Source organism: Mesorhizobium sp. CA16, from assembly GCF_020165175.1.
In the GTDB taxonomy this organism is placed as follows: domain Bacteria; phylum Pseudomonadota; class Alphaproteobacteria; order Rhizobiales; family Rhizobiaceae; genus Mesorhizobium.
Window position 1 is genome coordinate 142,118 of sequence record NZ_JAIUHP010000012.1, and the last position, 25,591, is coordinate 167,708.

The 25,591-nt window shown below is 63.4% G+C and carries 23 protein-coding genes; 10 read left to right on the forward strand and 13 right to left on the reverse strand.

Annotation, left to right across the window (positions count from 1 at the left end; genetic code table 11):
• Window positions 1-12 precede the first annotated feature (12 nt).
• Entirely contained in the window at window positions 13-1,095 is a 1,083-nt protein-coding gene (locus tag LB525_RS18180; protein WP_224527217.1) for an ABC transporter substrate-binding protein, read from the forward strand.
• Window positions 1,092-2,390 carry a flavin monoamine oxidase family protein gene (locus LB525_RS18185; RefSeq protein ID WP_224545623.1) on the forward strand — a complete coding sequence of 433 codons (1,299 nt, stop codon included), beginning with the start codon at window positions 1,092-1,094 and terminating at the stop codon, window positions 2,388-2,390. The genes LB525_RS18180 and LB525_RS18185 overlap by 4 nt, the downstream gene beginning before the upstream one ends.
• Here LB525_RS18185 and LB525_RS18190 read toward each other — a convergent pair.
• The 3 genes from LB525_RS18190 to LB525_RS18200 are packed head-to-tail and all read right to left on the reverse strand — an operon-like array spanning window position 2,354 to window position 5,200.
• A complete protein-coding gene (locus LB525_RS18190) occupies window positions 2,354-3,427 on the reverse strand; it encodes an ABC transporter ATP-binding protein (RefSeq protein WP_224545664.1) in 1,074 nt (357 codons plus the stop codon). The genes LB525_RS18185 and LB525_RS18190 overlap by 37 nt on opposite strands.
• A gap of 37 nt (window positions 3,428-3,464) precedes the next feature.
• Entirely contained in the window at window positions 3,465-4,286 is an 822-nt protein-coding gene (locus tag LB525_RS18195; protein ID WP_224545624.1) for an ABC transporter permease, read from the reverse strand.
• Complete coding sequence (locus tag LB525_RS18200) at window positions 4,283-5,200, reverse strand: ABC transporter permease (protein WP_224545625.1); 918 nt, start codon at window positions 5,198-5,200, stop codon at window positions 4,283-4,285. Before LB525_RS18200 ends, LB525_RS18195 begins: the two co-directional genes overlap by 4 nt.
• A gap of 289 nt (window positions 5,201-5,489) precedes the next feature.
• Here LB525_RS18200 and LB525_RS18205 point away from each other — a divergent pair, with 289 nt between their 5' ends.
• Window positions 5,490-6,908: an aminotransferase gene (locus tag LB525_RS18205; RefSeq protein ID WP_224545626.1), complete on the forward strand. Its 1,419-nt coding sequence runs from the start codon at window positions 5,490-5,492 to the stop codon at window positions 6,906-6,908.
• A 42-nt stretch (window positions 6,909-6,950) separates the two neighbouring features.
• On the opposite strand, the gene LB525_RS18210 is transcribed toward LB525_RS18205, so the two are convergent.
• Complete coding sequence (locus LB525_RS18210) at window positions 6,951-8,153, reverse strand: aromatic ring-hydroxylating oxygenase subunit alpha (RefSeq protein ID WP_224545627.1); 1,203 nt, start codon at window positions 8,151-8,153, stop codon at window positions 6,951-6,953.
• Window positions 8,154-8,240: 87 nt separating this feature from the next.
• On the opposite strand from LB525_RS18210, the gene LB525_RS18215 reads away from it, so the two are divergent.
• A complete protein-coding gene (locus LB525_RS18215) occupies window positions 8,241-8,465 on the forward strand; it encodes a hypothetical protein (RefSeq protein ID WP_224545628.1) in 225 nt (74 codons plus the stop codon).
• A gap of 167 nt (window positions 8,466-8,632) precedes the next feature.
• Window positions 8,633-9,043 carry a hypothetical protein gene (locus LB525_RS18220; RefSeq protein WP_224545629.1) on the forward strand — a complete coding sequence of 137 codons (411 nt, stop codon included), beginning with the start codon at window positions 8,633-8,635 and terminating at the stop codon, window positions 9,041-9,043.
• Between the two features lie 274 nt (window positions 9,044-9,317).
• Here the strand turns inward: LB525_RS18220 and LB525_RS18225 are convergent, their stop codons facing one another.
• Both LB525_RS18225 and LB525_RS18230 read right to left on the reverse strand, forming a co-directional pair.
• Window positions 9,318-11,420, reverse strand: coding sequence for an ATP-binding protein (locus tag LB525_RS18225; protein WP_224545630.1), 2,103 nt, complete (start codon window positions 11,418-11,420; stop codon window positions 9,318-9,320).
• Window positions 11,421-11,572: 152 nt separating this feature from the next.
• Entirely contained in the window at window positions 11,573-12,301 is a 729-nt protein-coding gene (locus LB525_RS18230) for a response regulator (RefSeq protein ID WP_224545631.1), read from the reverse strand.
• Window positions 12,302-12,394: 93 nt separating this feature from the next.
• Here LB525_RS18230 and LB525_RS18235 point away from each other — a divergent pair, with 93 nt between their 5' ends.
• Window positions 12,395-13,096 carry a response regulator transcription factor gene (locus LB525_RS18235; RefSeq protein ID WP_224545632.1) on the forward strand — a complete coding sequence of 234 codons (702 nt, stop codon included), beginning with the start codon at window positions 12,395-12,397 and terminating at the stop codon, window positions 13,094-13,096.
• Window positions 13,097-13,171: 75 nt separating this feature from the next.
• Here the strand turns inward: LB525_RS18235 and LB525_RS18240 are convergent, their stop codons facing one another.
• Both LB525_RS18240 and LB525_RS18245 read right to left on the reverse strand, forming a co-directional pair.
• On the reverse strand, window positions 13,172-13,336 hold the full coding sequence (locus tag LB525_RS18240; RefSeq protein WP_224545633.1) for a hypothetical protein: 165 nt from the start codon (window positions 13,334-13,336) through the stop codon (window positions 13,172-13,174).
• A 30-nt stretch (window positions 13,337-13,366) separates the two neighbouring features.
• Complete coding sequence (locus LB525_RS18245; RefSeq protein WP_140544285.1) at window positions 13,367-13,699, reverse strand: hypothetical protein; 333 nt, start codon at window positions 13,697-13,699, stop codon at window positions 13,367-13,369.
• A 347-nt stretch (window positions 13,700-14,046) separates the two neighbouring features.
• On the opposite strand from LB525_RS18245, the gene LB525_RS18250 reads away from it, so the two are divergent.
• Complete coding sequence (locus LB525_RS18250; protein WP_095767557.1) at window positions 14,047-14,502, forward strand: L,D-transpeptidase; 456 nt, start codon at window positions 14,047-14,049, stop codon at window positions 14,500-14,502.
• Window positions 14,503-14,639: 137 nt separating this feature from the next.
• Here LB525_RS18250 and LB525_RS18255 read toward each other — a convergent pair whose 3' ends face one another.
• Both LB525_RS18255 and LB525_RS18260 read right to left on the reverse strand, forming a co-directional pair.
• Window positions 14,640-17,723, reverse strand: coding sequence for an efflux RND transporter permease subunit (locus LB525_RS18255; protein ID WP_224545634.1), 3,084 nt, complete (start codon window positions 17,721-17,723; stop codon window positions 14,640-14,642).
• Window positions 17,720-19,021 carry an efflux RND transporter periplasmic adaptor subunit gene (locus tag LB525_RS18260; RefSeq protein WP_224545635.1) on the reverse strand — a complete coding sequence of 434 codons (1,302 nt, stop codon included), beginning with the start codon at window positions 19,019-19,021 and terminating at the stop codon, window positions 17,720-17,722. Before LB525_RS18260 ends, LB525_RS18255 begins: the two co-directional genes overlap by 4 nt.
• Before the next feature lie 146 nt (window positions 19,022-19,167).
• On the opposite strand from LB525_RS18260, the gene LB525_RS18265 reads away from it, so the two are divergent.
• Both LB525_RS18265 and LB525_RS18270 read left to right on the forward strand, forming a co-directional pair.
• On the forward strand, window positions 19,168-19,701 hold the full coding sequence (locus LB525_RS18265) for a TetR/AcrR family transcriptional regulator (RefSeq protein ID WP_224545636.1): 534 nt from the start codon (window positions 19,168-19,170) through the stop codon (window positions 19,699-19,701).
• Window positions 19,702-19,836: 135 nt separating this feature from the next.
• Window positions 19,837-21,447, forward strand: coding sequence for an inorganic phosphate transporter (locus tag LB525_RS18270; RefSeq protein WP_224545637.1), 1,611 nt, complete (start codon window positions 19,837-19,839; stop codon window positions 21,445-21,447).
• Between the two features lie 48 nt (window positions 21,448-21,495).
• On the opposite strand, the gene LB525_RS18275 is transcribed toward LB525_RS18270, so the two are convergent.
• The 3 genes from LB525_RS18275 to LB525_RS18285 all read right to left on the reverse strand — a co-directional run bounded on the left by LB525_RS18275 (window position 21,496) and on the right by LB525_RS18285 (window position 24,465).
• Entirely contained in the window at window positions 21,496-22,338 is an 843-nt protein-coding gene (locus LB525_RS18275) for an MFS transporter (protein ID WP_224545638.1), read from the reverse strand.
• A gap of 185 nt (window positions 22,339-22,523) precedes the next feature.
• Window positions 22,524-23,684: a patatin-like phospholipase family protein gene (locus LB525_RS18280; RefSeq protein ID WP_224545639.1), complete on the reverse strand. Its 1,161-nt coding sequence runs from the start codon at window positions 23,682-23,684 to the stop codon at window positions 22,524-22,526.
• A complete protein-coding gene (locus LB525_RS18285) occupies window positions 23,677-24,465 on the reverse strand; it encodes an acetoacetate decarboxylase (protein ID WP_140633071.1) in 789 nt (262 codons plus the stop codon). The genes LB525_RS18280 and LB525_RS18285 overlap by 8 nt, the downstream gene beginning before the upstream one ends.
• Before the next feature lie 242 nt (window positions 24,466-24,707).
• Between LB525_RS18285 and LB525_RS18290 the strand changes: the two genes are divergently transcribed.
• Complete coding sequence (locus LB525_RS18290) at window positions 24,708-25,496, forward strand: 3-hydroxybutyrate dehydrogenase (RefSeq protein ID WP_224545640.1); 789 nt, start codon at window positions 24,708-24,710, stop codon at window positions 25,494-25,496.
• The last annotated feature ends 95 nt before the right edge of the window (window positions 25,497-25,591 follow it).

A 25,591-nucleotide genomic window follows, 5' to 3' on the forward strand; every position in this document is an offset into this window, starting at 1 on the left:
GGATGGAACATCATGAAGAAACTCAGCCGACGCCTGACATTGACCCTGGCGCTTGGGAGCGTGCTCGCCGCTTCGGCGGCGGCGTTCGCGGTCGCCGCCGACAAGGATCTGATCGTCTTCGACTGGTCAGGCTATGAGGATCCGAGCTTCCACGGCAAGTATGTCGAGAAGAACGGCGATTCGCCGACCTTCGCCTTCTTCGGCGACGAGGACGAGGCCTTCGAAAAAATCCGCTCCGGCTTCAAGTCCGATCTCGGCCATCCCTGCTCGCAGAGCGTGGTGAAATGGCGCGAGGCGGGGCTGCTGCAGCCGCTCGACACGTCCAAGATCGCAGGCTGGAAGGATCTCAACCCCGGCATCATGGCGATGAAGGACCTTGCCACGACGTCCGACGGCAAGGCCTGGTTCATGCCGTGGGACTGGGGCAATACCCAGCTCACCTACAATTCCGACAAGATCGCCGAAAAGGACGTGCAGTCGCTGAAGGCGTTCGCCGATCCGAAATACAAGGGCAGGGTTTCGATCGGCGACAATGTCGACGACGCCTACGCGTTGGCCAGCCTCGCCATCGGGCTCAAGGACTGGACCAAGATGACGGACGACCAGTTCAAGCAGGCATCCGATTTCCTGCGCCAGGTGCACAAGAATGTGCGCTCCTACTGGACCGACACCACCGACATCGTGCAGCTGCTTTCCGGCGGCGAGGTCGACCTCGCCTGGGCCTGGAACGATGCGACCGTGCAGTCGGTCAAGGCCGGCGTGCCGATCAAATCCAAGAAGGACACCGACGAAGGCATCTCGACCTGGGTCTGCGGCTACGTGCTGTTCAAGGACGCGCCCGGCAACGTCGACAAAGCCTATGACTACCTCAACGCCGTCAACGATCCGGAAGTCGCCAAGGTGCTGGTGAAGGATTGGGGCTACGGCCAGGCCAATGCCAAGGGCATGGCCGGCGTCGATCCGGCGGTCCTGAAGGAAAAGGGCTACGACAACGTGGAAAAATGGGTCGACAAGACGCTGTTCCAGCAGCCGCTGCCCTCGGAGCTCAAGCTCAAGATGATCGCCGAATTCGAGAAGATCAAGGCCGGCTATTGAAGAGCATCATCGAAAGGACCGACGTCGTCATCGTCGGCGCCGGCTTCACCGGTCTGTCCGCCGCACTCGAATTGAAGCGCGCCGGTATCGATTTCCTTGTGCTCGAGGCGCGCGACCGCGTCGGCGGCAGGGTAGAGGCTGTGCGCAATGGGCTCGGCGAATTGATCGACAGCGGCGGCCAGTTCTTGTGCGTGGACATGCCCGAAGTGATGGCGCTGGCGAGGGCCTACGGCAAGAGCTTCGTCGAGACCTATGTCGAGGGCGAATTCATCACCTATCCGTCGATGACGCCAGCGCGGGCGGAGCGGACCTATCATGTCGCGATGGCAATCCGCGAGCGCATGAACGGGATCGAGCCGGACGATCCGTCGATCGCCGGGTTGACCGTGGCGACATGGCTCGAGCGCCAGGCGGACGCGGCCGACGCCAAGGCAGCCTTCCGTTCGATGATCGAGGGCCTGTGGTGCCTGCCGCTGGACAAGGTGCCGTTGTGGTACCTGATCGACAATGATCGCCGCATCACCAACGAAGTCTTCGAGCTGCAGTATTTTCTGCGCGAGACGATGCAGTCGCTGGCCGATGATCTGGCAGCAGATCTCGGCAACCGCCTGCGGCTGGGAGAAGCCGCAACGCGGATCGAGCGCGGGCGGCAAGGCATTCGCGTCGTCTCGACCGGCGGCGTTGTCGAAGCGGGCGCAGCGCTGGTCGCCTTGCCGCCGGCGACGGCCGCGAAGCTCGACTTCGCGCCGCCTTTGCCGACTGAACTGGCGAGTGCGCTCGGCGTCTGGGAAAGCGGCGCGGTGATCAAGATCCTGGTGCGTTACGCAAAGCCTTTTTGGCGCGAGCGCGACCTGTGCGGCATGGTCATGTGGCGCGACCAGCCGGGGCTGTTTGCCTGCGACGCCAGCACGGATGCCGACCATGCCGCGCTTGTCGTCTTCGTTGGCGGGCCGCTGGCGCTGCGCTGGCACCCGCTCGGCGAGGCGGCCTTGCGTGCGGAAATCATCGCGAGGCTTGTCCAGGCGCTCGGCCTGCGGGCCGCCGACGTCATCGATTTCAGCTCGCGCGACTGGACGCATGACCGCTGGAGCGGCGGCGCCTATAGCGATCTCATCACCGATGTGACGGCGCGGAATGCCGAGCACGTGATCCTTGCCGGCGCGCCGCCGGTTTATTTTGCCGCTTCGGAAGTCTCGCCGTCTTTCCCGGGCTATGTCGAAGGCGCGATCGTGGCGGGGCGCGTCGCTGCTGCAAAGATTCAGTCCGCCATCGCCACCAGCGCCTCGGGGTCGTAGGCGAGACGGATTGGCGCGCCGACCGGAATGTCGTCGGCGCCGAAATCGTTGGTCTCGGTCACCGAAAGCGGCTTTTCCAGTCCGGGGATCTCGACGATCAGATGCGTGATCTCACCGAAATAGTGGCGCTCGACGACCTTGCCGGCGACCTCGAATTTTGCTGACGCGTTGTCCCACAAAACACGCAGGCGTTCGGGCCGGATGCCAAGCGTCGCCGCGCCGCCATTGCGCACGAAAGCCCTTGGCTTGTCTGTCCTGACGCGGCCGAAGCCCAGCGTGTCGAGCACCAGCGAAGCGCCGTTTTCCTCGACGATCTCGGCTTTTACGAAATTCATGCCGCCGAGGAAGTCGGCGACCTGGCGATTGACCGGGCGCTGGTAGATTTCCTTCGGCGAAGCGACCTGCGCGATCTTGCCGCCGAACATCACCGCGATGCGGTCCGACATCGCCAGGGCCTCGTACTGATCGTGCGTGACCAGCACGAAGGTGATGCCGACCGCCTGCTGCAAGCGGCGCAGTTCGACCTGCATCTGCTCGCGCAGCTTCTTGTCCAACGCCGAGAGCGGCTCATCGAGCAGCAGCACCTTGGGCCGCATGACCAGCGCGCGGGCCAAAGCGACGCGCTGGCGCTGGCCGCCGGAAAGCTCGGTGGCGCGGCGCTTGCCGAGACCGGTAAGCGAGACCTGCGCCAGCGCTTCCTCGACGCGGCGCTTCTCCTCGCCGGCGTCGAGCTTCAGCCGCCTCAGGCCGTAGGCGACATTCTGCTCGACATTGAGATGCGGGAAGATCGCATAGCTCTGGAAGACCATATTGGTCGGCCGGCGGTTGGCGGGAATGCCGTCCATCGGCTGGCCGTCGACGGCGATGGAGCCGCTGGTCGGCGTGTCGAAACCGGCGATCATGCGCAAAAGCGTGGTCTTGCCGCAGCCGGAAGGCCCGAGCAGCGAGAAGAACTCGCCCTCCCTGATCGCCAGCGAGGCATTGTCCAGCGCCTTGAAGGAGCCGTAGCTGCGGGTAACGTCGCGGATCTCGATCATGGTGCGATCGGTTTGCGTGCGCTCGGAGTGGATCCGCTCAAGCATAGAGGCCTCCCTCGTTCTGGGTGCGTCTCGCCGCACGGCGGCGCAGGATTTCGGCAATCGTCATCAGCAGGAATGACGCAAAGAGCAGCAAGGTGCCGAGCGCCAGCACGCCGGGAAGTTTGGCCGCAAACCGCAGCTGGCCCCAAATGTAGATCGGCAGCGTCGCCTCGGTGCCGGTGAGGAAGAAGGCGATGATGAATTCGTCGAGCGAGATGGTGAAGCAGACGAGCAGGCTGGAGATGATCGCCGGCGCGACCATCGGCAGCGTCACGCGCCGGAAGGTGCCGAACGCGCTCTCGCCTAGATCGGCGGAAGCTTCTTCCAGGCTGCGATCGAAACCCTCGAAACCGGAGGTCAGCACGGTCATCGAATAAGGAATGCAGACCAGCACATGGCCAAGCACCACGGTGAACAGCGACAGGCTCAGGCCGAGCTGCAGCATGACCAGCAGCATCGAGATAGCGACGATCACTTCGGGAAGCACCAGCGGCGCCATGATCAGTCCGTTGATGGCGCGGCGGCCGGGATAGCGGTAACGGGTGATCGAGCGGGCGGCGAGGATGCCCAGCACCGTCGACAGGATCGAGGCGGAAACGCCGACGATGAGGCTGTTCCAGGTGGCGTCGATCAGCGCCGGCGTGCGCGGCAGGTCCTCGTACCAGCGCAGCGTGACGCCCGAGAGCGGGAATTTCGGCGTCGCCGCCGTGTTGATCGAGAAGATCGGCAAGAAGATCACCGGCAGGTAAAGGAACAGCAGATAGAGGACGGCATAGCTCGACAGCCAGCCGGGCAGGTAACGTCTGATCGCCGTCATCGTGCCAGCCTCTGCAGGGCGCGGAAGACCAGCACAGTGGCGCCGGCCATCAGCGAGACGATGATCATCGTGGTTACGGAAAGTGCTGCACCCAGCGGCCAGTTCGACGCCTTGCCGAATTGCGCCTGGATTGCGTTGGCGATCATCACGCCGTCCTTGCCGCCGACGAGCTTCGGCGTGACGTAGTCGCCGACTGTCGGGATCATGACGATCAGCGCCGCCGAGATGACGCCGGGCGCCGACAGCGGCAGGGTGACGCGCAGGAAGGAGCGCAGCGGCCCGTCGCCGAGGTCGGTCGCCGCCTCGACCAGGGTCCGGTCGACCTTCTCCAGCGAAACGAAGATCGGCAGGATCGCGAAGGTTGCCCAGGCATGGGTCAGCGTGATGATGACGGCGGTGGAATTGTAGAGCAGCGCCGTCGACGGCTCGTCGATGATGCCGAGGCCCATCAGGCCGGAGTTGAGCACGCCGTTATAGCCGAGGATCACCTTCCACGACATCACGCGCAGCAGGTAGCTGGTCCAGAACGGGATGGTGATGAGGAACAGCCACAAGCTCTTGTGGCGGCCGCCATGGAAGGAAATGAAATAGGCGATCGGATAGGCCAGAGCCACGGTCAACAGGCTGACGGTCAGCGAGATGTAGAGCGAGCGCCAGAGCAGGTCGCGGTAGATCGGCTCGGTCAGCGCGATCCGGTAATTCTCCAGCGTGAATGTGTGATCGATGGTGAGATAGTTCTGCGTCCAGAAGGAATGGGCGATGACGACCAGGATCGGCAAGACGAGGAGAATGAGAGCGTAGACGAAGGTGGGACTGATCAGGGCAAAGCCCTGGACGGCTTCCGATTGCAGAAAGGGCCTTCGTCTCGATCCCGCCATGCGCAACGGGGGCGACCCTTCCGCGGCAACCGTCATTGCAACGCTCCGGGCGTGATTTCGGTAGCTGGCTCGGACTGTCCCGCCATGCGCCTTCCCATTCGTGGCGCCGGCTGCCTGTTCCCGAATTATGATTGGAGCGCGATCGCTCCCTAGCTTGCCGGCTTTCTTTCATCATGAGCGCATCCGCCGATTGAAATCAAGCGCTATTTCTGTGATATTGATTGAACGGATATTCAAAATCAAATGATGAAAAGCCGAATTTCCATGGTTTTCCATATCGTTGATATCCGACGAAATCTGACAACCCTGGTGATGCGAGGCGAAAATGGCGGCTCAAAGGAAGATCAAGGCAAGCGAACTCATCGATGTCGGCGATGACGACGCGGTCGAGCTCGCCAAGCGCCATCTCTTGCAGCCCTGGCCCTACGCCGGCTCGGTCGGCAACGAGGCGCGCGCGCTGATCGGCGAGGGCCACGGCATCTACATCACTGACGCTTCCGGCAAGCGCCTCATCGACGGCCCGGCCGGCATGTGGTGCATCAATGTCGGCCATCGCCACGAAGAGCTGGCCAAGGTCATGTACGACCAGGCGATGGCGCTCTCCTACAACACGCCTTGGTATACGATGAACGCGCCCTCGGCCGAGCTTGCCCGGCGCATCGCCGATGCGGCACCTGGCGATCTCAGCCACACCTTCTTCACCACCGGCGGCTCTTCGGCGGTGGAGACGGCGCTGCGCTTCATGCAGTTCTACAACAATGTGCGCGGACGGCCGGAGAAGAAGCTGATCCTCAGCCGCGGCGGCGCCTATCACGGCTCGACCTATCTGTCGGCCTCGCTCAACGGCCGGCCGCGTGACCGCGACTGGATGGACGGCGCCGACGATCTGGTGGTCAAATTGTCCTCGCCCGACCCGTTCCGGCGGCCGAAGGAGACGAGCATCGCCGCCTTCACCGATTTCCTGGTCGACCAGTTCCGCGACACCGTCGCGCGCGTCGGCGCGGAGCGCATCGGCGCCTTTGTCGGCGAACCGGTGCAGGCTTCCGGAGGCGTCATCGTGCCGCCGGACGGGTACCTGAAGCGTATCCGCGAGATCTGCCGCGAGAACGACATCCTCTATGTCTCGGACGAGGTGGTGACCGGCTTCGGACGGCTCGGCCATATCTTTGCCTCAGGCGACGTGTTCGGCATCGACCCGGACATGATCACCTTCGCCAAGGGCGTCACATCGGGCTATTTCCCGCTCGGCGGCGTCATCATCTCCGAGCGCCTGCTCGAAGAGCTGCGCCGCTCCAACCATCCCGATGCGCTGTTCGGCCATGGGCTCACCTACACCAGCCATCCGATCGGCTGCGCCGTCGCGCTGAAGAATCTCGATCTGCTGGAAGAGGGCGTGCTCGCCCACACGCGCGAGATCGCGCCCTATTTCCAGGCGCGACTGAAGACGCTGGAAGAGCTGCCGCTGGTCGGCGAGGTGCGTGGCGTCGGGCTGATGGCTTGCGTCGAATGCGTCGCCGACCGCGACAGCAAGGATCCGCTGCAGCTCGACAAGAATGTGGGCAAACGCATCGATACGCATTGCCACGAGCTAGGGCTTCTGGTGCGGCCGCTGATCAACATGTGCGTGATGTCGCCGCCGCTGATCATCAGCCGCGAGCAGGTCGACGACATGGTGGCGATCCTGCGCGAAGGCATTTCACGCACCATGGATGATTTAAGGAAGGAAGGGGTCTGGCGGGGGTGATTGGCTCTTCCTTCTCCCGTTTTACGGGGAGAAGGAGAGAGCTCATCCCCTCGACCTCAGCGCCTCGTTCAGCCCCCACATGTCCTTCTCCTCGGGCGCCGTCTCCAGGTTCAGAACCGGGATCTGCCTGCGTAGGTGGTCGTGGTGGGTGCGCACGCCGTATTCGAGGTCGGAGAGGTAAAAGCCCTCGAAGGCTTCCGACAGCATGGATTCGTTCGACCACACCGAGAGCTGCACGTCTTCGTTCATGGTGTCGCGGTCGATGCGATAGGCGAGGTAGCGTGCCGCCGCCTGTTCGCGCGTCTCGTTCTTGTAGCGGTAGATGGCGCCGCGCAGCAGCGTCTCGCCGGTCGATAGCGGGAACTCCTGATAGAACTGGACGGATTCCGGCATGATCGACAGCGCGTTGTTGGGGAAGATGCCGTAATAGATCCAGGCCTTGCGCAGATGTTCCGGCAGATGCGTGGCCTCGGGCGCGAGCTTGATGTACTCGCGAACGCTCCAGCGCCGCCCGGCATGCGGATTGTAGGTGGCGAAGGACCGCGACACGCCGTTGATGAAGGGCTCGTCAAAATAGGTCGCGCCATAGAGGTCCTGCAGCGCCGGATGGGCCATGGCGACGTGGTAGCCTTCATTGTCGACGTCGCGCACCGACTTCCAGTTGACCGGCGATTTCTGGGTCCAGATGCCCCAGGACGGGACCATGTCGGCGACATTGTAATGCGCCATCTCGGCCTCGATCGGCTTCAGCAGCTCGGCCACCGAAGGCTGCGGGCCGCCCTTGCGGAAGCGGATGAAAATGAAGCCCATCCAGATTTCGAGGTCGAGCGGCATCAGGCCGAACTCGGCCTTGTCCAGCTCGGGGAACGAGCCCGGACGGGCAGCACCGCGCAGCGTGCCATCGAGATTGTAGACCCAGCCATGGAACGGGCACACCAGCGCGTTCTTGCAGGTGCCCTGGCTGTCGGCGACGACGCGGCTGCCGCGGTGGCGGCACATGTTGTTGAAGGCGCGCACGACGCCGTCCTTGCCGCGCACGATCAGTGCGCGCTCGCCGACGACATCCATGGTCAGATAGTCGCCCGGATTCGGCACGTCGGAGACATGGCCGGCAATCTGCCAGTGGTTGCGGAAGACGTACTCCTTCTCAAGCTCGAGAAGGGCGTTGGAATGGTAACTCCACCCCGGCAAACCCCGCCGGTCCCAATCGTTGGGGATCGCCACGTCACGGAGGTGCGGGTTCATCTGCATGTCTTCTTTTTGTTGAATACTCATTCAATAAAAGCATATTTTTCATTGAAATGCAATTACTTGTAGGAGTATGGAAATTCCGTGGCGGTGAGTTTGACCTCGCCCGAGCCGAAAAAATCCCGGAAAATCCTCGTGTTAATCGAGGAAGCGGAGCGGCAATTCAGCGGGCGGATGCCGCCCTCGGAGAAGGCCTGTTTCGATGAGTTAACGGGCGTGCGGCAGACAGCGGCGGCGCGCTCGATTCAGGCGTTGCTATGTGATGCCGTTTACAGTCGGCCAGGCGCGGCAGGCGCATATCTGAGCTGACCATTTCGATGGCCGCTCGAATGGTTGCCTCGGATTGGGAAGGCTGGCGCGTCCGGCATCTGTTTCAATCCTGTTACACAGGCAATCATCGCCGACCATCCGGCAGTTACCTGGTGCGGTTATGTTCGTTTCATAACCAAAAAGAAAGAGAACGAAGGGAACAACCGATGTTTGCGAAAGTTCGCACCACCGATGCCAATCGCCGCCTGCATGGACCGCAACGCAATGACCGCCGGCCGAAGCTTGCGCTGCGGCAGCGCGCCAGCGACCATCCGATGGCGATGTTCATGCTGATCGGCGCCTGCGCCTTTGTCGCCATGCTGGCCGCGCCTGCCTCAGGGCCGGCTTTCGCCTCGATCAATCCGCCGGCCAATGTCGTCGAGGGCGCGCAGACCACGCTCAAGACCGCTCGCCTGCCGGAATCCACGATCGACTTTGCCTGCAAGGGTCAGAACTGGGGCGCCGAGAGCCTTGAGTGCCTGCGCGCCATCGCCGAGCAATCCGGCAAGCACAGGGAGCGCGCGGTGCGCATGATCGCCAACGCCGCGCCGCTCACCAACACGCCGAACGTTTTTTAAGACCTCCCCTGAGCGCGCCCTCCTGCGCTCCAGTCAGGCTCCCGCCGTGGAAATCGGTCGGGAGCCTCTTTTTTGGGGCCTGTCGATATTCAGGTGAGGCCGACCTGCGAAGGACAGCTTGCTGCGCTTCCGGTGCTCACGTACTTAAAGTACGTTCCGTTCCGGTTCTCGGAAGTCACCATTTTCGACTCAGCCTGACCTGAATCTCGACGAAGCCGGCGACGGCGAGTTTAGGTTCAGATTCCGCCTACCTGGTGGTCCCAGGCTAACCTGCTCAGATATGGGCGCCGTTGTCGGCGGCGGCTTCGTCGGCAATGGCCGAGAGGATGCCGCGGACGTCGAGCGTCGAGAATGGCTTTTCCAGGATGTGCGGGCGCTGCTGCGGCGGCAGCGCTTCGATTTCCGCCTTGGCGCCGATCAGATCGCCGGTGACCAGCACGAAGCGCTGCGCCAGCGCGGGCCGCTGAGCAAGCAGTTCGCGGTAGATCGCAATGCCGCTGATGCCCGGCATGCGCAGATCGGAAAAAACGATGTCCGGCGGCATGTAGCCGTTCAACACGTCCGCCGCCGATGTCCAGCTTGCCACGACGCGCGACTTCACGCCCATCAGTTCGAGTATGTCGGACAACGAGCCGGCGACGTCCGGCTCGTCGTCGATCACCAGCGCGTGGCGCAGGCCGCTCGAACGCGCCGGACCTTCGCCGGGCGCGGCGTTGCCGCCCGCGATCGCCGGCAACTGCACGACGAAGCGCGCACCTTGCGGCTCGACCTCCTCGAACCAGATGTTGCCTTTGTGGCGCTCGACGATCGATTTCGAGATCGACAGGCCGATGCCGGTGCCGACGCCGACCGGCTTGGTGGTGAAATAGGATTCGAAGATGCGCGAGCGGATCGCCGCGGGGATGCCCGGGCCGTTGTCCTCGACGGAGAAGCCCGGATTGCCGTGCTCGTTGCGGAACGTCCGCACCTTGATGCGCCGCTCGCCGGTGACGCCGGCCAGCGCATGCTGGCTGTTGATGAGGAAGTTGGCCGCCACTTGGGTGATATGGTCGGCATCGGCCATGGCAAGCAGCGGCCCGTTGGCAAAGTCGGTGTCGATGATGATGCCGCTGGAGCGCGCCCCATAGGCGGTGACTTCGAGCGCCGAGCGCATCACCTGGTTGAGATCCGTCTCGGCCTGCTCGGTCGGATGCAGCCGCACCATCGACAGGAAGCTCTTGACGATGCGGCCGCATCGCTCGGCGGCGGCGCGCACCTTCTCGGCCCGCACCTTGGTTTGCGGGTCGCCGGCGAATTCATGCAGCAGCGTCGACTGCGCCACCACCACCGCCAGCGGATTGTTGAGCTCGTGCGAGACGCCGGCGAGCAGCGAGCCCATCGCCGCCATCTTCTCGTTCTGGTGCAGCTTCTCGCGTTGGCGGTTGATCTCCTCCTCGGCCTGCAGCTTTTCGCGCAGGTCGCGGATCGAGCCGAAGATCAGGCGGCGGTCGGCAACACGCATCTCGGTTGCGGTCAGCTCGATCGGGAAAATCTCGCCCGCGGCGTTCTGCGTGACGGTCTCCAGCCGCTGGCCGACCATCGGCGCGCCGCGGCCGGCCATGTATTCGGCGCCAGAGGCATAGCCTTTGCGGTAGTATACCGGAACGATGGTATCGAGCAGGTCCTTGCCGAGAATTGCGCTGCGCTGGAAGCCGAACATCTTCTCGGCGGCCGGATTGAATTCGATGATCGAACCCGTCTCGTCGATGACGATGATGGCGTCCAGTGAAGCCTGCAGCATGGTGCGGCGGATCACTTCACTGGCATGCGCTTCCGATGGCGAGCGCTCGATGGCGTCGCCGATCGCCAAAGCGATGATGTGCAGCGTCGCTTCTTCCTCATCCGTCCATTCGCGCTCAGCGATGCAGTCATTGATGGCCAGCGTGCCCCAAAGGTGGCCATGCGCGAACACTGAGACGGACAGGAACGACTTGATGTTCTGCTTCTCGAAATCGGCCCGCAGGAAACCCTCGAGGTCGCGCGTGTGGCCGGAGAAAATCTTGCCTTGCCGCTCGTCCTCCTGCAACTGCTCCAGCAGCGAGTCCGAGTTGATGATCGACTGCATGATCACCGTAGGCGAGGCCAGCTCGCCGCCGAAGTCAGGGTCGATCCAATAAGCGGCGACGGACTGGGCGAAGCCTTCGCCCGGCAATTCACGCAGGCGGAAGAGAATGCCGCGCTGGCAATCCATCTTGCGGCACATCGTCCCTAGTATGTCGTCCATCTCGCGCTGCCAGTCGCCTGCCTCGCGCAGGCGGCGCACGACATGGACAGCCGCCATCGCGGCGCCGCCGGGACGCGAGCCATTCGTATCGGTGCGTGCTGCATCAGCAGTCATGGTCATCCAGGCCCGGACGTCGGTCGTTCAGAGCGCCCCTCCGTTCCACGGAAACGGCGAACCGCTCTACCGCTTTGTTTTGGCGCAATTCCGGACGGAAGGCTACGGCCAAGGCGCTGAGCCTAGCCGTTTCATGCCATTCCCGGAATGCTCTAGTTGGCGTCGCCGCTCGGCAGCGAGAAGATATAGCCTTCGCCGCGCACCGTGCGCAGGAATTTCGGATTGGCGGGGTCGGCCTCGATCTTCTTTCGCAACCGCATGATGCGGATGTCGACCGCGCGCGAGGATTCCGGATCCTCGACGAAGCCGATCGCCTCCGAAATCGCCGCTCGCGTCAGAAGCCGGTTGGCGCGGGTGAGAAAAACCTCGAGCACGTCGAACTCGCTTTTGGCCATCTCGATCACCGCGCCATTGGCGCCGATGACCAGACGGCCGTCGAAATCGGCCTGGAAGCCGCCGAAATTCACGAAACGGCGATTTGCGGTTTCGGCCTTCGCCGGCTGCGGCTCGGCCGGCTGCGGCACGCGGCGCAGCACGCTGCGCACCCGCGCCAGCACCTCGCGCAATTCGTACGGCTTGACGATATAATCGTCGGCGCCGAGCTCCAGCCCGACGATGCGGTCGAGCGCGGTGCCGGCGGCCGTGGCGTAGATGACGCCGATCTGTGTTTTCGAGCGCAGCCAGCGGCCGAGCGACAGCCCGTCCTCGCCGGGCATGGCGATGTCGAGGATGGCGAGGTGGAAGGACTGCGCCTCGAACAGCGCGCGCGCGGCGGCCGCATTCTCGGCCGTCACGACGTCATAGCCGCTGGCGCCGAGATATTCGGCCACAGCCTCCCTCAGATCCGGTTCGTCCTCGACGACGATGATGCGTGCCTTCACGACGAGCTCGCTCCCGCTTTCAGCGGAAAGTAGATTGGGTATAAACATGATGTCCAGCACTCATCTCGAGTTGTCTGTGGCGGGGTGAAGAAAATGGCCGCACGATCCGTCATTGCGCTTGTGTCCGTCGCCGAGGTGGTCGCCAAAAATCTCGCCGATCATCTCGAACGGCGCGGGCACGATGTGCGTCAGGCGCGCCAGCCCTGGGAGGCGGAGACGCTGCTTTCGGCCGGCGGCATCGATGTCGTGGTCGTCGGCGACGACGTCACCCAGGCCGAAGGCCGCGAACTGCTCAGGCGTTACAGCAGTCAGGGCGGGGGTGGCAAGGGCGGTCCCGACTTCATCCTGATCTGCCGGCCGCGCGACCTCGTCGACAAGGTGCTGGCGCTCGAGCTGGGTGCCGCCGACGTCATCGAAAGCCCGCTCAACGTGCGCGAGCTTGCCGCGCGCATCGGCGGCCTGCTGATGAGACGCGGCAGGGCCGGCGGCGAGCTGGTCGTACTGGAAAACGCCACCGTCGACCTGCGGTCGGCCATGGTGATGCATCGCTCGGGCGCGGAGGAGCAGCTCTCCCCGGGCCAGGTGGCGCTGCTCAAGCTGTTCCTGGCCAGCCCGCGCAAGGTGCTGACGCGCGACGATATCATTGCCGCGGCGCCGGCGGAGAATGCAGATGCTTTCGACCGTTCGATCGATTCGCGCATCGTGCGGCTGCGCCGCAAGCTCGACACCGAGACCATCACCACCATCAGGGGTGCCGGCTATCGTTTCGATCCGCCGGTTCCACGCAACGAGTAAGCTTTGATCAGCGAGGCTTTTGAGCATCGGATTTCCCAAAGCGGTGGTCATTTTGGGTCCGACAACGCCTGGCGTTCAGCGCACGACGATGACAGAGGGTCCAGTTGGAACGTTCGCGCTGACGGTTATCCCGGCCTGGGCGCGCTCCTTTAGCAACACCGTCGCAAGAGCGGCAAAGCCCAGCAAACCCTGCGCGTAAAGCAGCGCTGAAAGCACCGAGGCGGCAAGTTTCGTCTTCATCTCTTCAAATCCTCGATCTCGAAATCGGGCTCAGGAAACTCCCGAAGCGCCCGCGCCGCTGACGGAGCCCCCCGCTGCGGCGCGGGCCTTCGGTCCTCTCGGCAGCAAGTAGCCGGAGGGGCCGCGCGTCCTCATCAACCGGAGGCCGACCCGCCAGAAGGCCTTCAGCCGGTGGACGCGCAGGCTGGACAAAATCCAGACCGTGGCGATGAACAGAGCCATGTGCAGCGTCGAAACCTCGCCGGAAGTCATCGCCGCCAGCGTCGTCGCCGGCTTGCCGGCTACCGAGCCGGCGCCGCCGAGCACGATCGCCGCGACGCTGATCCTGGGAAGCCAGGAGCGGAGTTTCGATTTCCTGCCCATTTCGTTTGTGGATGTCTGTTCCCGTTGCGTCAAATTTGATGCCGGCCTGTATCCAGATCATGCCGCCGGAGACGCACTTTGTTGCAAATCGGTTTCGAAAATGGGCCCTGGTCTTTCATATACGGATAAAATGAACTTTCGTTTCTGGCATAAGCTGATTGTGCGACGCCGGACCGCCACCTCTCGAATAAGTCCGCAGTATTGCTCTACTGGCCTGGTTGTTAATTTGCAGAAACGATTTCGAAACAGAAACGAGCATCAAGCGAAATAGGTCTGAAACGGACGAGCACGATAAGGCCCCATCGAAATTGAAGCCGGACACAACGGCAAAAAACAGAGGGATCGTCATGCACTCCGCCAATTCCGCCAAGCTCATCAACATCACCGCCGCCGCGCTCACCGGCGCGGCGCTGCTCTTCGGCGCCGGCAACGCCGCCCATGCCAACCAGATCGTCGCCAAGGTTTCGCTGTCGCAGCAGATCATGGAAGTCACGGTCGATGGCCGCCCGACCTATATCTGGAAGGTGTCGACCGGCGACAAAAGGCACATCACGCCGACCGGCTCGTTCAAGCCGACCCGCCTGCATGAGATGTGGTATTCGAAAAAATACGACAACGCGCCGATGCCGCATTCGGTGTTTTTCAGCGGCGGCTACGCGGTCCACGCCACCTATGCCGTCAGCCGTCTCGGCCGCCCCGCTTCGCATGGCTGCGTGCGGCTGCATCCCGATGCTGCGGCCGATTTCTATCAGTTGGTCGAGGCCTTCGGCCCCGGCAACACCAGCATCGTCATTGTCAAATAAGGCTTGGCCAAGTAACCGGCTGGGTAAGAGTAGCAGGCAGGTTGCCGCCTTCCACCGATCGCGAAGCTGTGAGGCAGCCGCCAAAAAAAGAGGCCGGAAAATTCCGGCCTCTTTTGTTTTTCGCTTCGGTTGTCGTCTCAGCTCGGCAGCGCCGGCATCAGATTCGGATCGGGCTTCTCGGCGAGATGCGGCAGGTCCTTGCTGGCGATGAAGGTGTAGAACATCGGCACGACGAAGAGCGTGAACATGGTGCCGACCAGGATGCCGGTGAAGATGACCAGGCCCATTGAATAGCGCGCGGCTGCACCGGCGCCGCTGGAGACGATCAGCGGCACGACGCCGAGCGCCATGGCCGCCGTGGTCATCAGGATCGGCCGCAGGCGCACCTTGGCCGAAGCGATGATGGCGTCGCGGCGCCGCATGCCATGTATTTCACGCTGCTGGTTGGCGAATTCCACCAGCAGAATGCCGTGCTTGGTAATCAGGCCGATGAGCGTGATCAGGCCGACCTGGGTGTAGATGTTCAGCGTCCCCAGGCCGATGTTGAGCGGCACGATCGCGCCGAAGATCGACAGCGGCACCGCCATCATGATGATAAGCGGATCGCGGAAGCTCTCGAACTGGGCCGCCAGCACCAGGTAGATGACGATCACCGCCGCCGCGAAGGCGATCAGGATGGTGTTGCCCTGCTCCTTCTCCTGCCGCGACTGGCCGGAATAGTCGACGAAGAAGGTGTCGGGCAGGGTCTCCTTAGCGAGATCCTCCAGCACCTTCAGTCCGTCGCCGGTGGTCACGCCAGGCAGAGGCAAGGCCGAGATCGTCGAGGAGTTCAGCTGGTTGAACTGCTCGATGGCCGCCGGCGAGGCATTGGTCGAGATCTTCACGACCGCCGACAGCGGCACCATCTTGCCGTCGACACTGCGCACGAAATACTCGCCGAGCTTGTCGGGATTGTCGCGGAATTCCTGCGGCACCTGCGGGATGATGTCGTAGCTGTTGGAGTCGCGGTCGAACTGCGCCACTTCGGAGCCGCCCACAAGCAGCGTCAGCGTATTGCCGATATCGGCGATCGGCAGGTTCAATGCTGCTGCGCGCTCGCGGTCGATGGTCACGGTCACCTGCGGCGCGTCGTAAGACATCGAGTTCTGCACGACGATGAAGCGGCCGGAACCCTGCGCCTTGCTCTTGATCTTCTCCGCCTGCTCGAAGACCTCCGAGGGAGCTCCGGTGGAGCGCACCACCATGGAAATCGGCAGGCCGCCGCCGGAGCCGGGCAGCGTCGGCGGCGCGAAGACGAAGGCTTCGACGCCGGCGACCTTGGCGAGGCGGCCCTGAATGTCGGCCTGGAGCTCCTTCGAACTGCGCTTGCGCTCTGCCCAGTCCTTGAAGGCGAAGCCGACGAAGGCGCCGTTGGTCGCGCCGCCGAAGGCGACGGCGGAGAATTGCGCCCTGGTCTCGGGAATGTCCTTCACCAGGCCAAGCATCTGGTTGACGTAGGCCTCGGTGTAATCCGATGTCGCATAGCGCGGCGCGGTGACGATCGAGAGCAGGAAGCCCTGATCTTCTTCCGGCGCCAGCTCCGTCGAGGTCTTGGTGAACATGAAGCCGGTCAGCGCCACTAGAGCGACGACAATGATCAGCGTCACCGGGCGGTTCCTGAGCGAAGCGGTGACCGCCCGTTCGTAGACACGCTCGACGCGGCTGAAGGTTCCGTCGACGATCCGCTGGAAGCGGCCGTGCTGGCCCGGCTTCAGCAGGCGAGCGGACATCATCGGCGTGATGGTCATGGCGATCACGCCCGACAACACCACCGAGCCGGCCAGTGTCACCGCGAATTCGCGGAACAGCGCGCCGGTCAGGCCGCCGGTGAAGGCAAGCGGGGCGAACACGGCGGCCAGCGTGATGGTCATCGCCACGATGGCCGTCGCGATCTCGCGCATGCCGTTGAAGGCCGCCTGCATCGGCGACATGCCGTCTTCCTCCATGTGGCGGTGGATGTTCTCCACCACCACGATGGCGTCGTCGACGACAAGGCCGATCGCCAGCACCATGGCCAGCAGCGACAGAAGGTTGATCGAATAGCCGACCGCAAACAGGATGAAGCAGACGCCGATCAGCGATAGCGGGATCGTCACGATCGGCATCATCACCGAGCGGAACGAGCCCAGGAACAGGAGGATGACCACGATGACGATGGCGACGGCTTCGCCGATGGTCTTGAACACTTCCTCGATCGAGGCGCTGATCTGGCCAGTGGCGTCGTAGACGACCTCGATCGTCATGCCTTTCGGCAGCGTCTCCTGGATCTGCGGCACGAGCCGGGTGACCGCGGCGGCGGTCGTCAGCGGGTTGGCCGCAGGCGTCGGGAATATGGCCAGGAAGGTTCCCGGCTTGCCGTTGAAGCTCACCCTGGTGTCGGTGTTTTTCGCGCCGAGCTCGACATGCGCGACGTCGCGCAGGCGCACCACCTGGCCATCCGTCGAGCGTATCGGGAGCTGGGCGAAGGCCTCAGGCGTCTGCAGGGTCGAATGCACGGTGATCGAGGAGACCACATATTCGTTCTCGGTGTTGCCGGGCGCCGACAGGAAGTTCGAGTTGTTGATCGCGGTCAGCACGTCCACGGCGGTGGCGCCGCGGGCGGCAAGCCTGATCGGGTCGATCCAGACGCGCATGGAATATTCCTGGGCGCCGAAGATCTGGACGTCGGCGACACCTTCCACGGTCGAGATGCGAGGCCGGATGACGCGCTCGATATATTCGGTGAGCTGCTCCTTCGTCATGTTCGGGTTCTGCATCGAGATGTACATCATCGCGAACTGCTGGCCGGTGCCCTTGACGATGACCGGATCCTTGGAGGCGTCCGGCAAGGTGCCGCGCACGCCCTGGACCTTGGACAGCACCTCTGCCAGCGCGACGTCCGGATTGGAGCCGAGCTTCATCTGCACCGTGACCGTGCTCGAGGACGGACGGCTGGACGAGGTGACGTAATCGATGTTTTCGGTCGAGGCGACGGCGCGCGCGATCGGGGCCGATATGAAGCCCTGGATCAGGTCGGCACTGGCGCCGGGATAGGCCGTGGTGATGGTGATCGCCGTCTCGTCAACCTTAGGATATTGACGGATCGACAGGCCGAAGATGCCCTGGAAACCGAGCAGCAGGATCAGGCAGGCCAGCACCGTCGACAGCACGGGCCGGCGGATGAAAAGGTCGGAAAAGCTCATTGCTGAACCTGTTTGTTCGCCGATTTGCTGGGATCGATGGTGTTGTCGACGGCAACCGACATGCCGTTGAAGAGCCGGTTCTGGCCGGCCGTGACGACCTGGTCGCCGTCCTTGAGGCCCTCGACGATCTCAACCATGCCGTTGTTGCGGCGGCCGAGCTTGACGAAGACCTGCGAGATGGTGAGCGCAGGCTGCTGCGCGGCCTCGGCCGGCTTGGCGGCGTCGCCGGCCGCTTTGTCGGCCGGCTTCGCGTCCGCCGGCTTTGCGGCGTTGTCGGCTGGCTTGGTGGCGTCCGCCTGCGGCTTGGCGGCATCGCCGGCCGCCTTATCGGCGCTAACCTTCTGCTCATCCGGCTTCGCCGGCGCGGCAGCGGCTGCGGGCTTCGCCGGCTCGACCACGAAGACATAATCGCCATAGAGGCTGGTCGTCACCGCCGTCTGCGGCACGGAAATGACATTGTTTTCCTGCGGCAGCTCGACACGGATCTGGACGAACTGGCCAGGCGTCAGCTTGCCTTCCGGATTGGCGACCTCGCCGCGGATAGAGACCAGCCGGCTTGCCGGGTCGATTTTGGGGTCGATGCCGCGAATGGAGCCGGCAAAGGACATATCGGCGAGATTGGTGCCGAGCTTGATGGTCTGGCCGATCTTGAGCAGCGGCAGCTGCTGTTCGGGTACCGTGAAGTCGACCCGCATCGTGTCCAGGTCCTGGATCGTCACCACCGCGTTGCCTGGCGCCAGATACTGGCCGATGTCGATCTTCGGGATACCGACCGTGCCGCCGAAGGGCGCGGATAATTGCTTCTGGTCGAGCACCGCCTGCAGCTTGTTGACCTGCGCGGCCGAGGCGTCCGCCGCGGCACGCGCGGCGTCAAGCGTCGCGTCGGTGCCGACGCCGCGCCGCTGCAATTCGATCGCGCGGGTCAGCGCCGCCTGGTCCGAGGCGGCCTGCGCCTTCTGCGCCACCAGATCGGCTTTCTCGACGGCATCGTCGAGCTGCACCAGCACCGCGTCGGCGGCAACCTTCTGGTTTGCGTGGAAAAGGATGTCCCTGACGATGCCGCTCGTCTCGAGGGTGAGATCGACGCCGCGCACGGCGTTGACGGTGCCGATGGCCTCGATGCCGGGGGTCCATACCGAAGGCTTGACCATCACTGTCGAGACGGTCGCGGCCGGCGGCTTCATGGTGGCGAAATACTGCTTGATGCCGGCATCGCGCATGAAGTTGAAGCCAACAATGCCGACGCATACCAGGGCAAGCAGCAGCAAGAATCCGGCGATGATGAAAAAGCGCTTCACGGACAGTCCCCTCGAGCCGGCAACCGGCAAAACAATCGATGCCGGGACACATATCGACGATAAGTCCCGATTTCAAATCGGCGCGCTTTACTGTACCGGCTGGACGGTCTTGTCAATTCCGCCTAAGCTAATGTACGGGGAGCGCGATGAGAGTACCTAGGGCGAACTCACGCGAAAAGATACTTGCCGCCGCCGCCGACGTAGCGCGCGAGGCAGGCCCGGGAAGCCTGTCGCTCGAGGCGGTCGCCAGCCGCGCCGGAGTGTCGAAAGGCGGCCTGCTCTACAATTTTCCGACCAAGGCCAAGCTGATGCAGGGCCTGGTCGAAAGCTATCTCAGCGACTTCCAGAAGGCGCTGGAAACACGCGCCGCCGAGGCCAGCCACGAGAGCGTCCTCTCAGCCTATATCAAGCTGTCGGCCGACGACTGCGAGCGGCCAAAACCCTCGGCGTCGTGGATGTTCTCGGCGATCGCCGAAGATCCCGATTTTCTGACGCCGATCAAGGCCTTCAAGCGCCAGCTGTTCGAACGGCTGAAGGGAGAGACGGATGACCTCGGCTCGTTGCTGGTCTGCTATCTCGCCATTGAGGGGATGCGCAGCATGAATCTGTTTGATTCAGACGTGCTCTCAGAAGACGAGCGCAAGCTCCTGGTGTCCTCGCTCCTGAAGATAGCCGGATAGGTCACCAACGGTTTGGTGGTGACCAAACGGCTTGGTAGTGGTGGTGACCAAACGGTTAAGAGCGTCACACCAGCTTCATTCTAGGGACATAGCGTCCTTCCCGGTTCTTTGCTGCAATGCAAAAGGAGTGGGACAATGGTGGACGTAGTTTCGAGTGAGGCGGGGATCCCGAGACCGGATCATCCCCTGGAACAATCGGGCGGTGCCAAATGGTTCCTGCCGACCTTCGGCGTGCTGGTGCTCGTCGGCATCGTCTATGTCGGCTATGCGCTCAGCCAGGATCTGGCCATCGCCAAGACGGTGCCCTGGATCCTGCTTGGCATCGCGCTTCTGATCGCGCTGGGCTTCGAATTCGTCAACGGCTTCCACGATACCGCCAACGCGGTCGCCACCGTCATCTACACGCGCTCGCTGCCGGCCGAATTCGCCGTCATGTGGTCGGGCGTCTTCAATTTCCTCGGGGTGCTGACCTCGAGCGGCGCGGTGGCCTTCGGCATCCTGTCGCTGCTGCCGGTCGAGCTCATCCTGCAGGTCGGCTCGTCATCCGGCTTCGCCATGGTGTTCGCCCTTCTGGTCGCCGCCATCCTGTGGAACCTCGGCACCTGGTTTCTCGGCCTGCCGGCTTCGAGCTCGCACACGATGGTCGGCTCGATCATCGGCGTCGGCCTCGCCAACCAGTTCATGGCCCCGGCCGGAAGCGCCACCAGCGGCGTCGACTGGGGGCAGGCGACCAATGTCGGCATCACCTTGCTGGTCTCGCCGATCGTCGGCTTCTTCGCCGCCGCCATCCTGCTCTATGCGATGAAGCTCCTGGTGCGCAATCCGGCGCTCTATGAAGCGCCGAAGGGCAATGCGCCGCCGCCATGGTGGATCCGCGCGCTGCTGATCTTCACCTGCACCGGCGTCAGCTTCGCGCATGGCTCCAATGACGGCCAGAAGGGCATGGGACTGATCATGCTGATCCTGATCGGCGTGGTGCCGACGGCTTACGCGCTCAACCGCACGCCCGACATCAACTATCTTGACGCCTACAAGGCGGCCTCGGTGTCTGTCGAGCAGGCTCTGGGCAAGTACGTCAAGCCTGGCGTTGCTGTCGCCGATGCCAATGCTGCAAAGGCTGCCGTGCAGGAGGCCGTGCGCAGCAAGAGCTGGAACGATCAGACCACGATCGCGCTGCAGACCTATATCCACAACACCACCGCCGGGCTGCAGCCTTACGCCTCGGTCGACAACGTGCCGACCGACCTTGTCAGCAACGCGCGCAACGACATCTACCTGATCGGCGAAGCGCTGAAGCTGATCGACAAGAAGAAGCTGCTGCCGATGCAGGACGCCGATCTCAAGGCGGTCACCGATTATCACAAGGCGGTCGACAACGCGACGAAGTTCATTCCGCTGTGGGTGAAGATCGCCGTGGCGCTGGCGCTCGGCCTCGGCACCATGGTCGGCTGGAAGCGCATCGTCGTGACCGTCGGCGAGAAGATCGGCAAGAGCCACCTGACTTATGGTCAGGGCGCCGCCGCCGAGCTGGTCGCGATGATCACCATCGGTATGGCCGACCGTTTCGGCCTGCCGGTGTCGACGACGCACGTACTGTCGTCCGGCGTCGCCGGCACCATGGCAGCCAACGGCTCCGGCCTGCAGTGGTCGACCGTGCGCAACCTGCTGCTGGCCTGGGTGCTCACGCTGCCCTGCTCGATCGCGCTGGCCTTCGTGCTGTTCGTGATCCTCCGCCACGTTTTCTGAGCAGGAAGGCCCTCAAAGGAACGGCGCGGCTGGCGGCGCCGTTTCTTTCTATCGTCGCGCAATTTCCCTGCTGCGGCGGCGCAGCTGGCGCAGCGACAAAACATGCAGCAGGATTGAGCTTGGCACCACGAAAGCAGGGGTCAGCACATCCGGATAATCGCCAGCGCCGATGCTCAGCACATCCGGAACGATCAACTGCCACGGGCCGGGCGAGGTGATTATGCCCATGGTGATCGCGACAGCGAAATCGGCAAGGCCGAGGATATTCCAGAGAATTGCTGCCCTCCGGCCCCCGGCTGTGCCGGTCGCCACCGCGATCGCCGCAGGCAATGCGAACAGCCCTGTCAGCACGTCGCCGACGCCTGCCGGCACCGCGAATACGCCGGGCAGCGCACCATGCAGCCACGCCGCGAGCGCCCAACTGCCGAATACGCGGTAGAGCTGAACCGCGACGAGCCAGCTCGCCGGCATTGCATCGAGCACCTGCCCGACCCGCCTGGAGAACAGCAACAGCGGCGCACCGAAGATCACCGGCAGGAAGATAGCCGATGGCAACGCCGGTAAAGCCGTGGCGTCCAGATGGAAGATGCCATTGATCGCGGCGCTCCAAGCGACGGCGAACCACAGCGTATCCGGGATCATGATCGTCAACCAAGTCGCGCGACGTTGACCCGGTGTCAGGCTCGTATGTTCGAGGCCGAGCCACAATCCCAGGGCGATGAGCCCATGGGTCGCGAGCTGGTGGAACGTGGTCGGAACGCCGCTCTCCGGGATCGCCGACCAACGATAGATCAAGAGTAGCCAGAGCATTGTGAGCGGCACAAACCACAGCAGGCCTCGCCAAGCGTCACGCAATGGAACGACGGCAGGGGGAACAGCTTCTGCGGTCATCGGCGGTACTCCATTGAGCCCAGCGCATTTTGCTGACGCCCAGATGTAAGCCCGCTCTCCGCAAGCGGCTATCCGCGACAATGTTGATGGGCTATGAAGCAAAGCTTCACAGTTTTACGGGCTCCCAGGCGAGCGACCGTCGTGACTTTTTCCCGAGATTGCTCCGCTTGTGGCGGATGCAAATATCAGGTCGGGTCTTCGCGATGCAGGTCGTGGATGGTGACGCCGTCGGCATTGTCGGGCAGCATCAGCCACTTCTTGTGCCGCAGCGTGCGCTCGGTGTCTTCCAGGCCCATCTCCCAATGCTCGCGCATCGAGGTGCCGGAAAACTCGTAGTCCTTGGCGTGGCCTTCATAGCCTTTGTGCTGATAGATCAGGTGGACGATGTTGACCACGCCGGCGTCGGAATAGTCGGCCATCAGTTCCTTCTCGCCGTCCTTGAGCTGGTCCGGCGGCACGCGCTTCAGCGCGTCGAGCAGCTTCATCTTGAGCGCATGGATGCGCTGGAAGTTGTCGGTGTTCTGGCGCGTGCGGCTGGAATACATGATGTCCTTGTGGCGCGACAGGACGTCGGCCAAGCCGCGCGGCAGCACGCCGCGGGCACTGAACAGATCGACCTGGAACACCAGCGAGGAGCGGTCCTCCTCCTGGTCGAGCAGATATTGCAGCGGCGTGTTGGACACGATGCCGCCGTCCCAGTAATACTCGCCCTCGATGCGGATCGAGGGGAAGGCCGGCGGCAGCGCGCCGCTCGCCATGATGTGCTCCGGCCCGATGCGCACCTTGTCGGTGTCGAAATAGACGAAGTTGCCGGTCCTGACATTGACCGCGCCGACGCTCAAGCGCTTCTTGCCGTCGTTCAGCACGTCGAAGTCGATCAGGCTCTCCAGCGTGTCCTTGAGCTCGGCGGTGTCGTAGAAGCTGGTGGCGCCTTCGGCTCCCGCCAGCTGGAACCAGGGGTTCGGGCTGCGCGGCTTGAAGAAGCCCGGCTGGCCCATCGTCATGGTCATCAATGACGAGGTCTGGTTGCGGATATCGCGATAGATGTCGCCTTCGGGCGTATAGGCCCAGATCTTGCGGCCCGAGATCGTCTGCCAGAACTGCTCCAGCCGCTGCAGGCGGCGGCTCGGCTCGTTGCCGGCGATGATCGAGGCGTTGATGGCGCCGATCGAGACGCCGGAAAGCCAGGTCGGCTCGCAGCCGGCATCGGCAAGCGCCTGATAGACCCCTGCCTGATAGGCGCCGAGCGCACCGCCGCCCTGGAAGACCAGGGCGATGCGGTCATATTGCGCAGTGATTTCCTGGATGGTGGCGGCGACCGCCTTGTTGCGGGTACGCTCAAGCACCGGCTTTCTCCAGTTCCTTCGCGCCGGCAGCCGATCGGCCGCGGTCCGCGAGATAGTCATGCACGACTTCGCCGAGACCCAGCGTCAGATCGGCGGTGAAGTGAACGGCCGAGACGATGTCGAGCACCGGCAGCTTGGCGACATCGGCCATGACATGTGGCCGAAGGTCGAGCGCGGCGGGCGCCGTCCAGGCTTCCTTCAGCGTGATGTCGGTGAGGTAGTAGCGGACCAGCTCGCAGATGCGTGGGCTGCCGTCGACATGCGGGATGATCTTGATGAGGAAATTGGGCGCGGCGAGCGAGGCGAGCACCTGGTCGTGGTCGGCTTCGCGGTGCTTGTATCCCATGGTTCCGGTGGCGCACAGAACGCTTCCATAGTGCAGCGTGCCTACCACCACCTCGCCCTCATGCACGATCTTGGGGTTGGCGAGCTTTTTCGGGAAACCCCAGAGCTCGCGGCCGCCGGCGATCGGCGCGTCGTCGTCGAGATACATGGAATGCACGTAGCCGCCGTGCTGGCCCTTGTAGCGCACCGGGATGACCTGGCCGGTCTCGGTGTAATCGCCGAAGCCCGTCGAATCCGGCATGCGGATGAACTCGTATTTGACCAGAGGCTCGTCGATCTCGAGCGGCGCCGGCACGACGGCTTCCAGCGCTTCGCGCGTCGTGCGGTAGGTGATGATGATGTATTCGCGGTCGAAGAAACGATAAGGGCCGGGCGGGAAGGAGGGGTTGGTGAGCGGCATGGCATAGGCTCGCTTCACGACATCGGCGATTTCCATGGCTGGTGCCCCAGTAAGGTTTGAAATGACCCGCGCGAATGCGCTGGCAAATATGTTGCATGGCAGCATGACAGTGCCGTGTCAGCCCGGCGACACGCCGCCACGGAGCCGGCAAGATGGCGCTGCCGCGCTGTAATCGAGCCGACACATGGCCGTGCCATTGTCGTGCTGCACTGCACCAACTATCTGCTCTCCTGACTCGGTGCATTGATAAGTCCCTCCCACCTCTTGCGAGATCTCCCATGGGTTCCCTGTCTTCGAAGAATGCGCTCGTCACCGGCTCGACCAGCGGCATCGGCCTTGCAATCGCCCGTGCCTTCGCAGCAGAGGGCGCCAACATCACCATCAACGGCCTGGGCGACGCCGCGGCGATCGAGCAGGAGCGGGCCGGCATCGAAAAGGATTTCGGCGTCAAGTGCCGCTATTCGGGCGCCAACATGATGGACGGCGCCGCCGTCACCGCCATGATCCACGAGGCCGAGGCGGCGTTCGGCAGCCTCGACATCCTGGTCAACAATGCCGGCATCCAGCATGTCGCGCCGATCGAGGAATTTCCCGACGACAAGTGGGAAGCCATCATCCGCATCAACCTTCTGGCCGCCTTCTACGCCATCAAGGCGGCGGTGCCCGGCATGAAGAGCCGCAAATGGGGCCGCATCATCAACACGGCTTCGGCGCATGCGCTGGTCGCCTCGCCGTTCAAGTCGGCCTATGTCTCGGCCAAGCACGGCATCGCCGGCCTGACCAAGACGGTGGCGCTGGAAGTGGCGCAGGACGGCATCACCGTAAATGCGATCGCGCCCGGCTATGTCTGGACGCCGCTGGTCGAGAAGCAGATTCCCGACACGATGAAGGCGCGCGGCATGACCGAGGAACAGGTCAAGCACGACGTGCTGCTTGCGGCGCAGCCGACCAAGGAATTCGTCACCGTCGAGGAACTGGCGGCGCTGACTTTGTTCCTGTGCTCGGACGCCGCCAGGCAGATCACCGGCACGACCCTGCCGATGGATGGCGGCTGGACGGCGCAGTAAGCGCAACGGCGATCGCAAAACGAAGGCGGTCGGAGGCAACGCCTTCCTTGACAATCGGCGGTGATCGTTCCAGCATTCCGGCAAGGGGTTCCCCG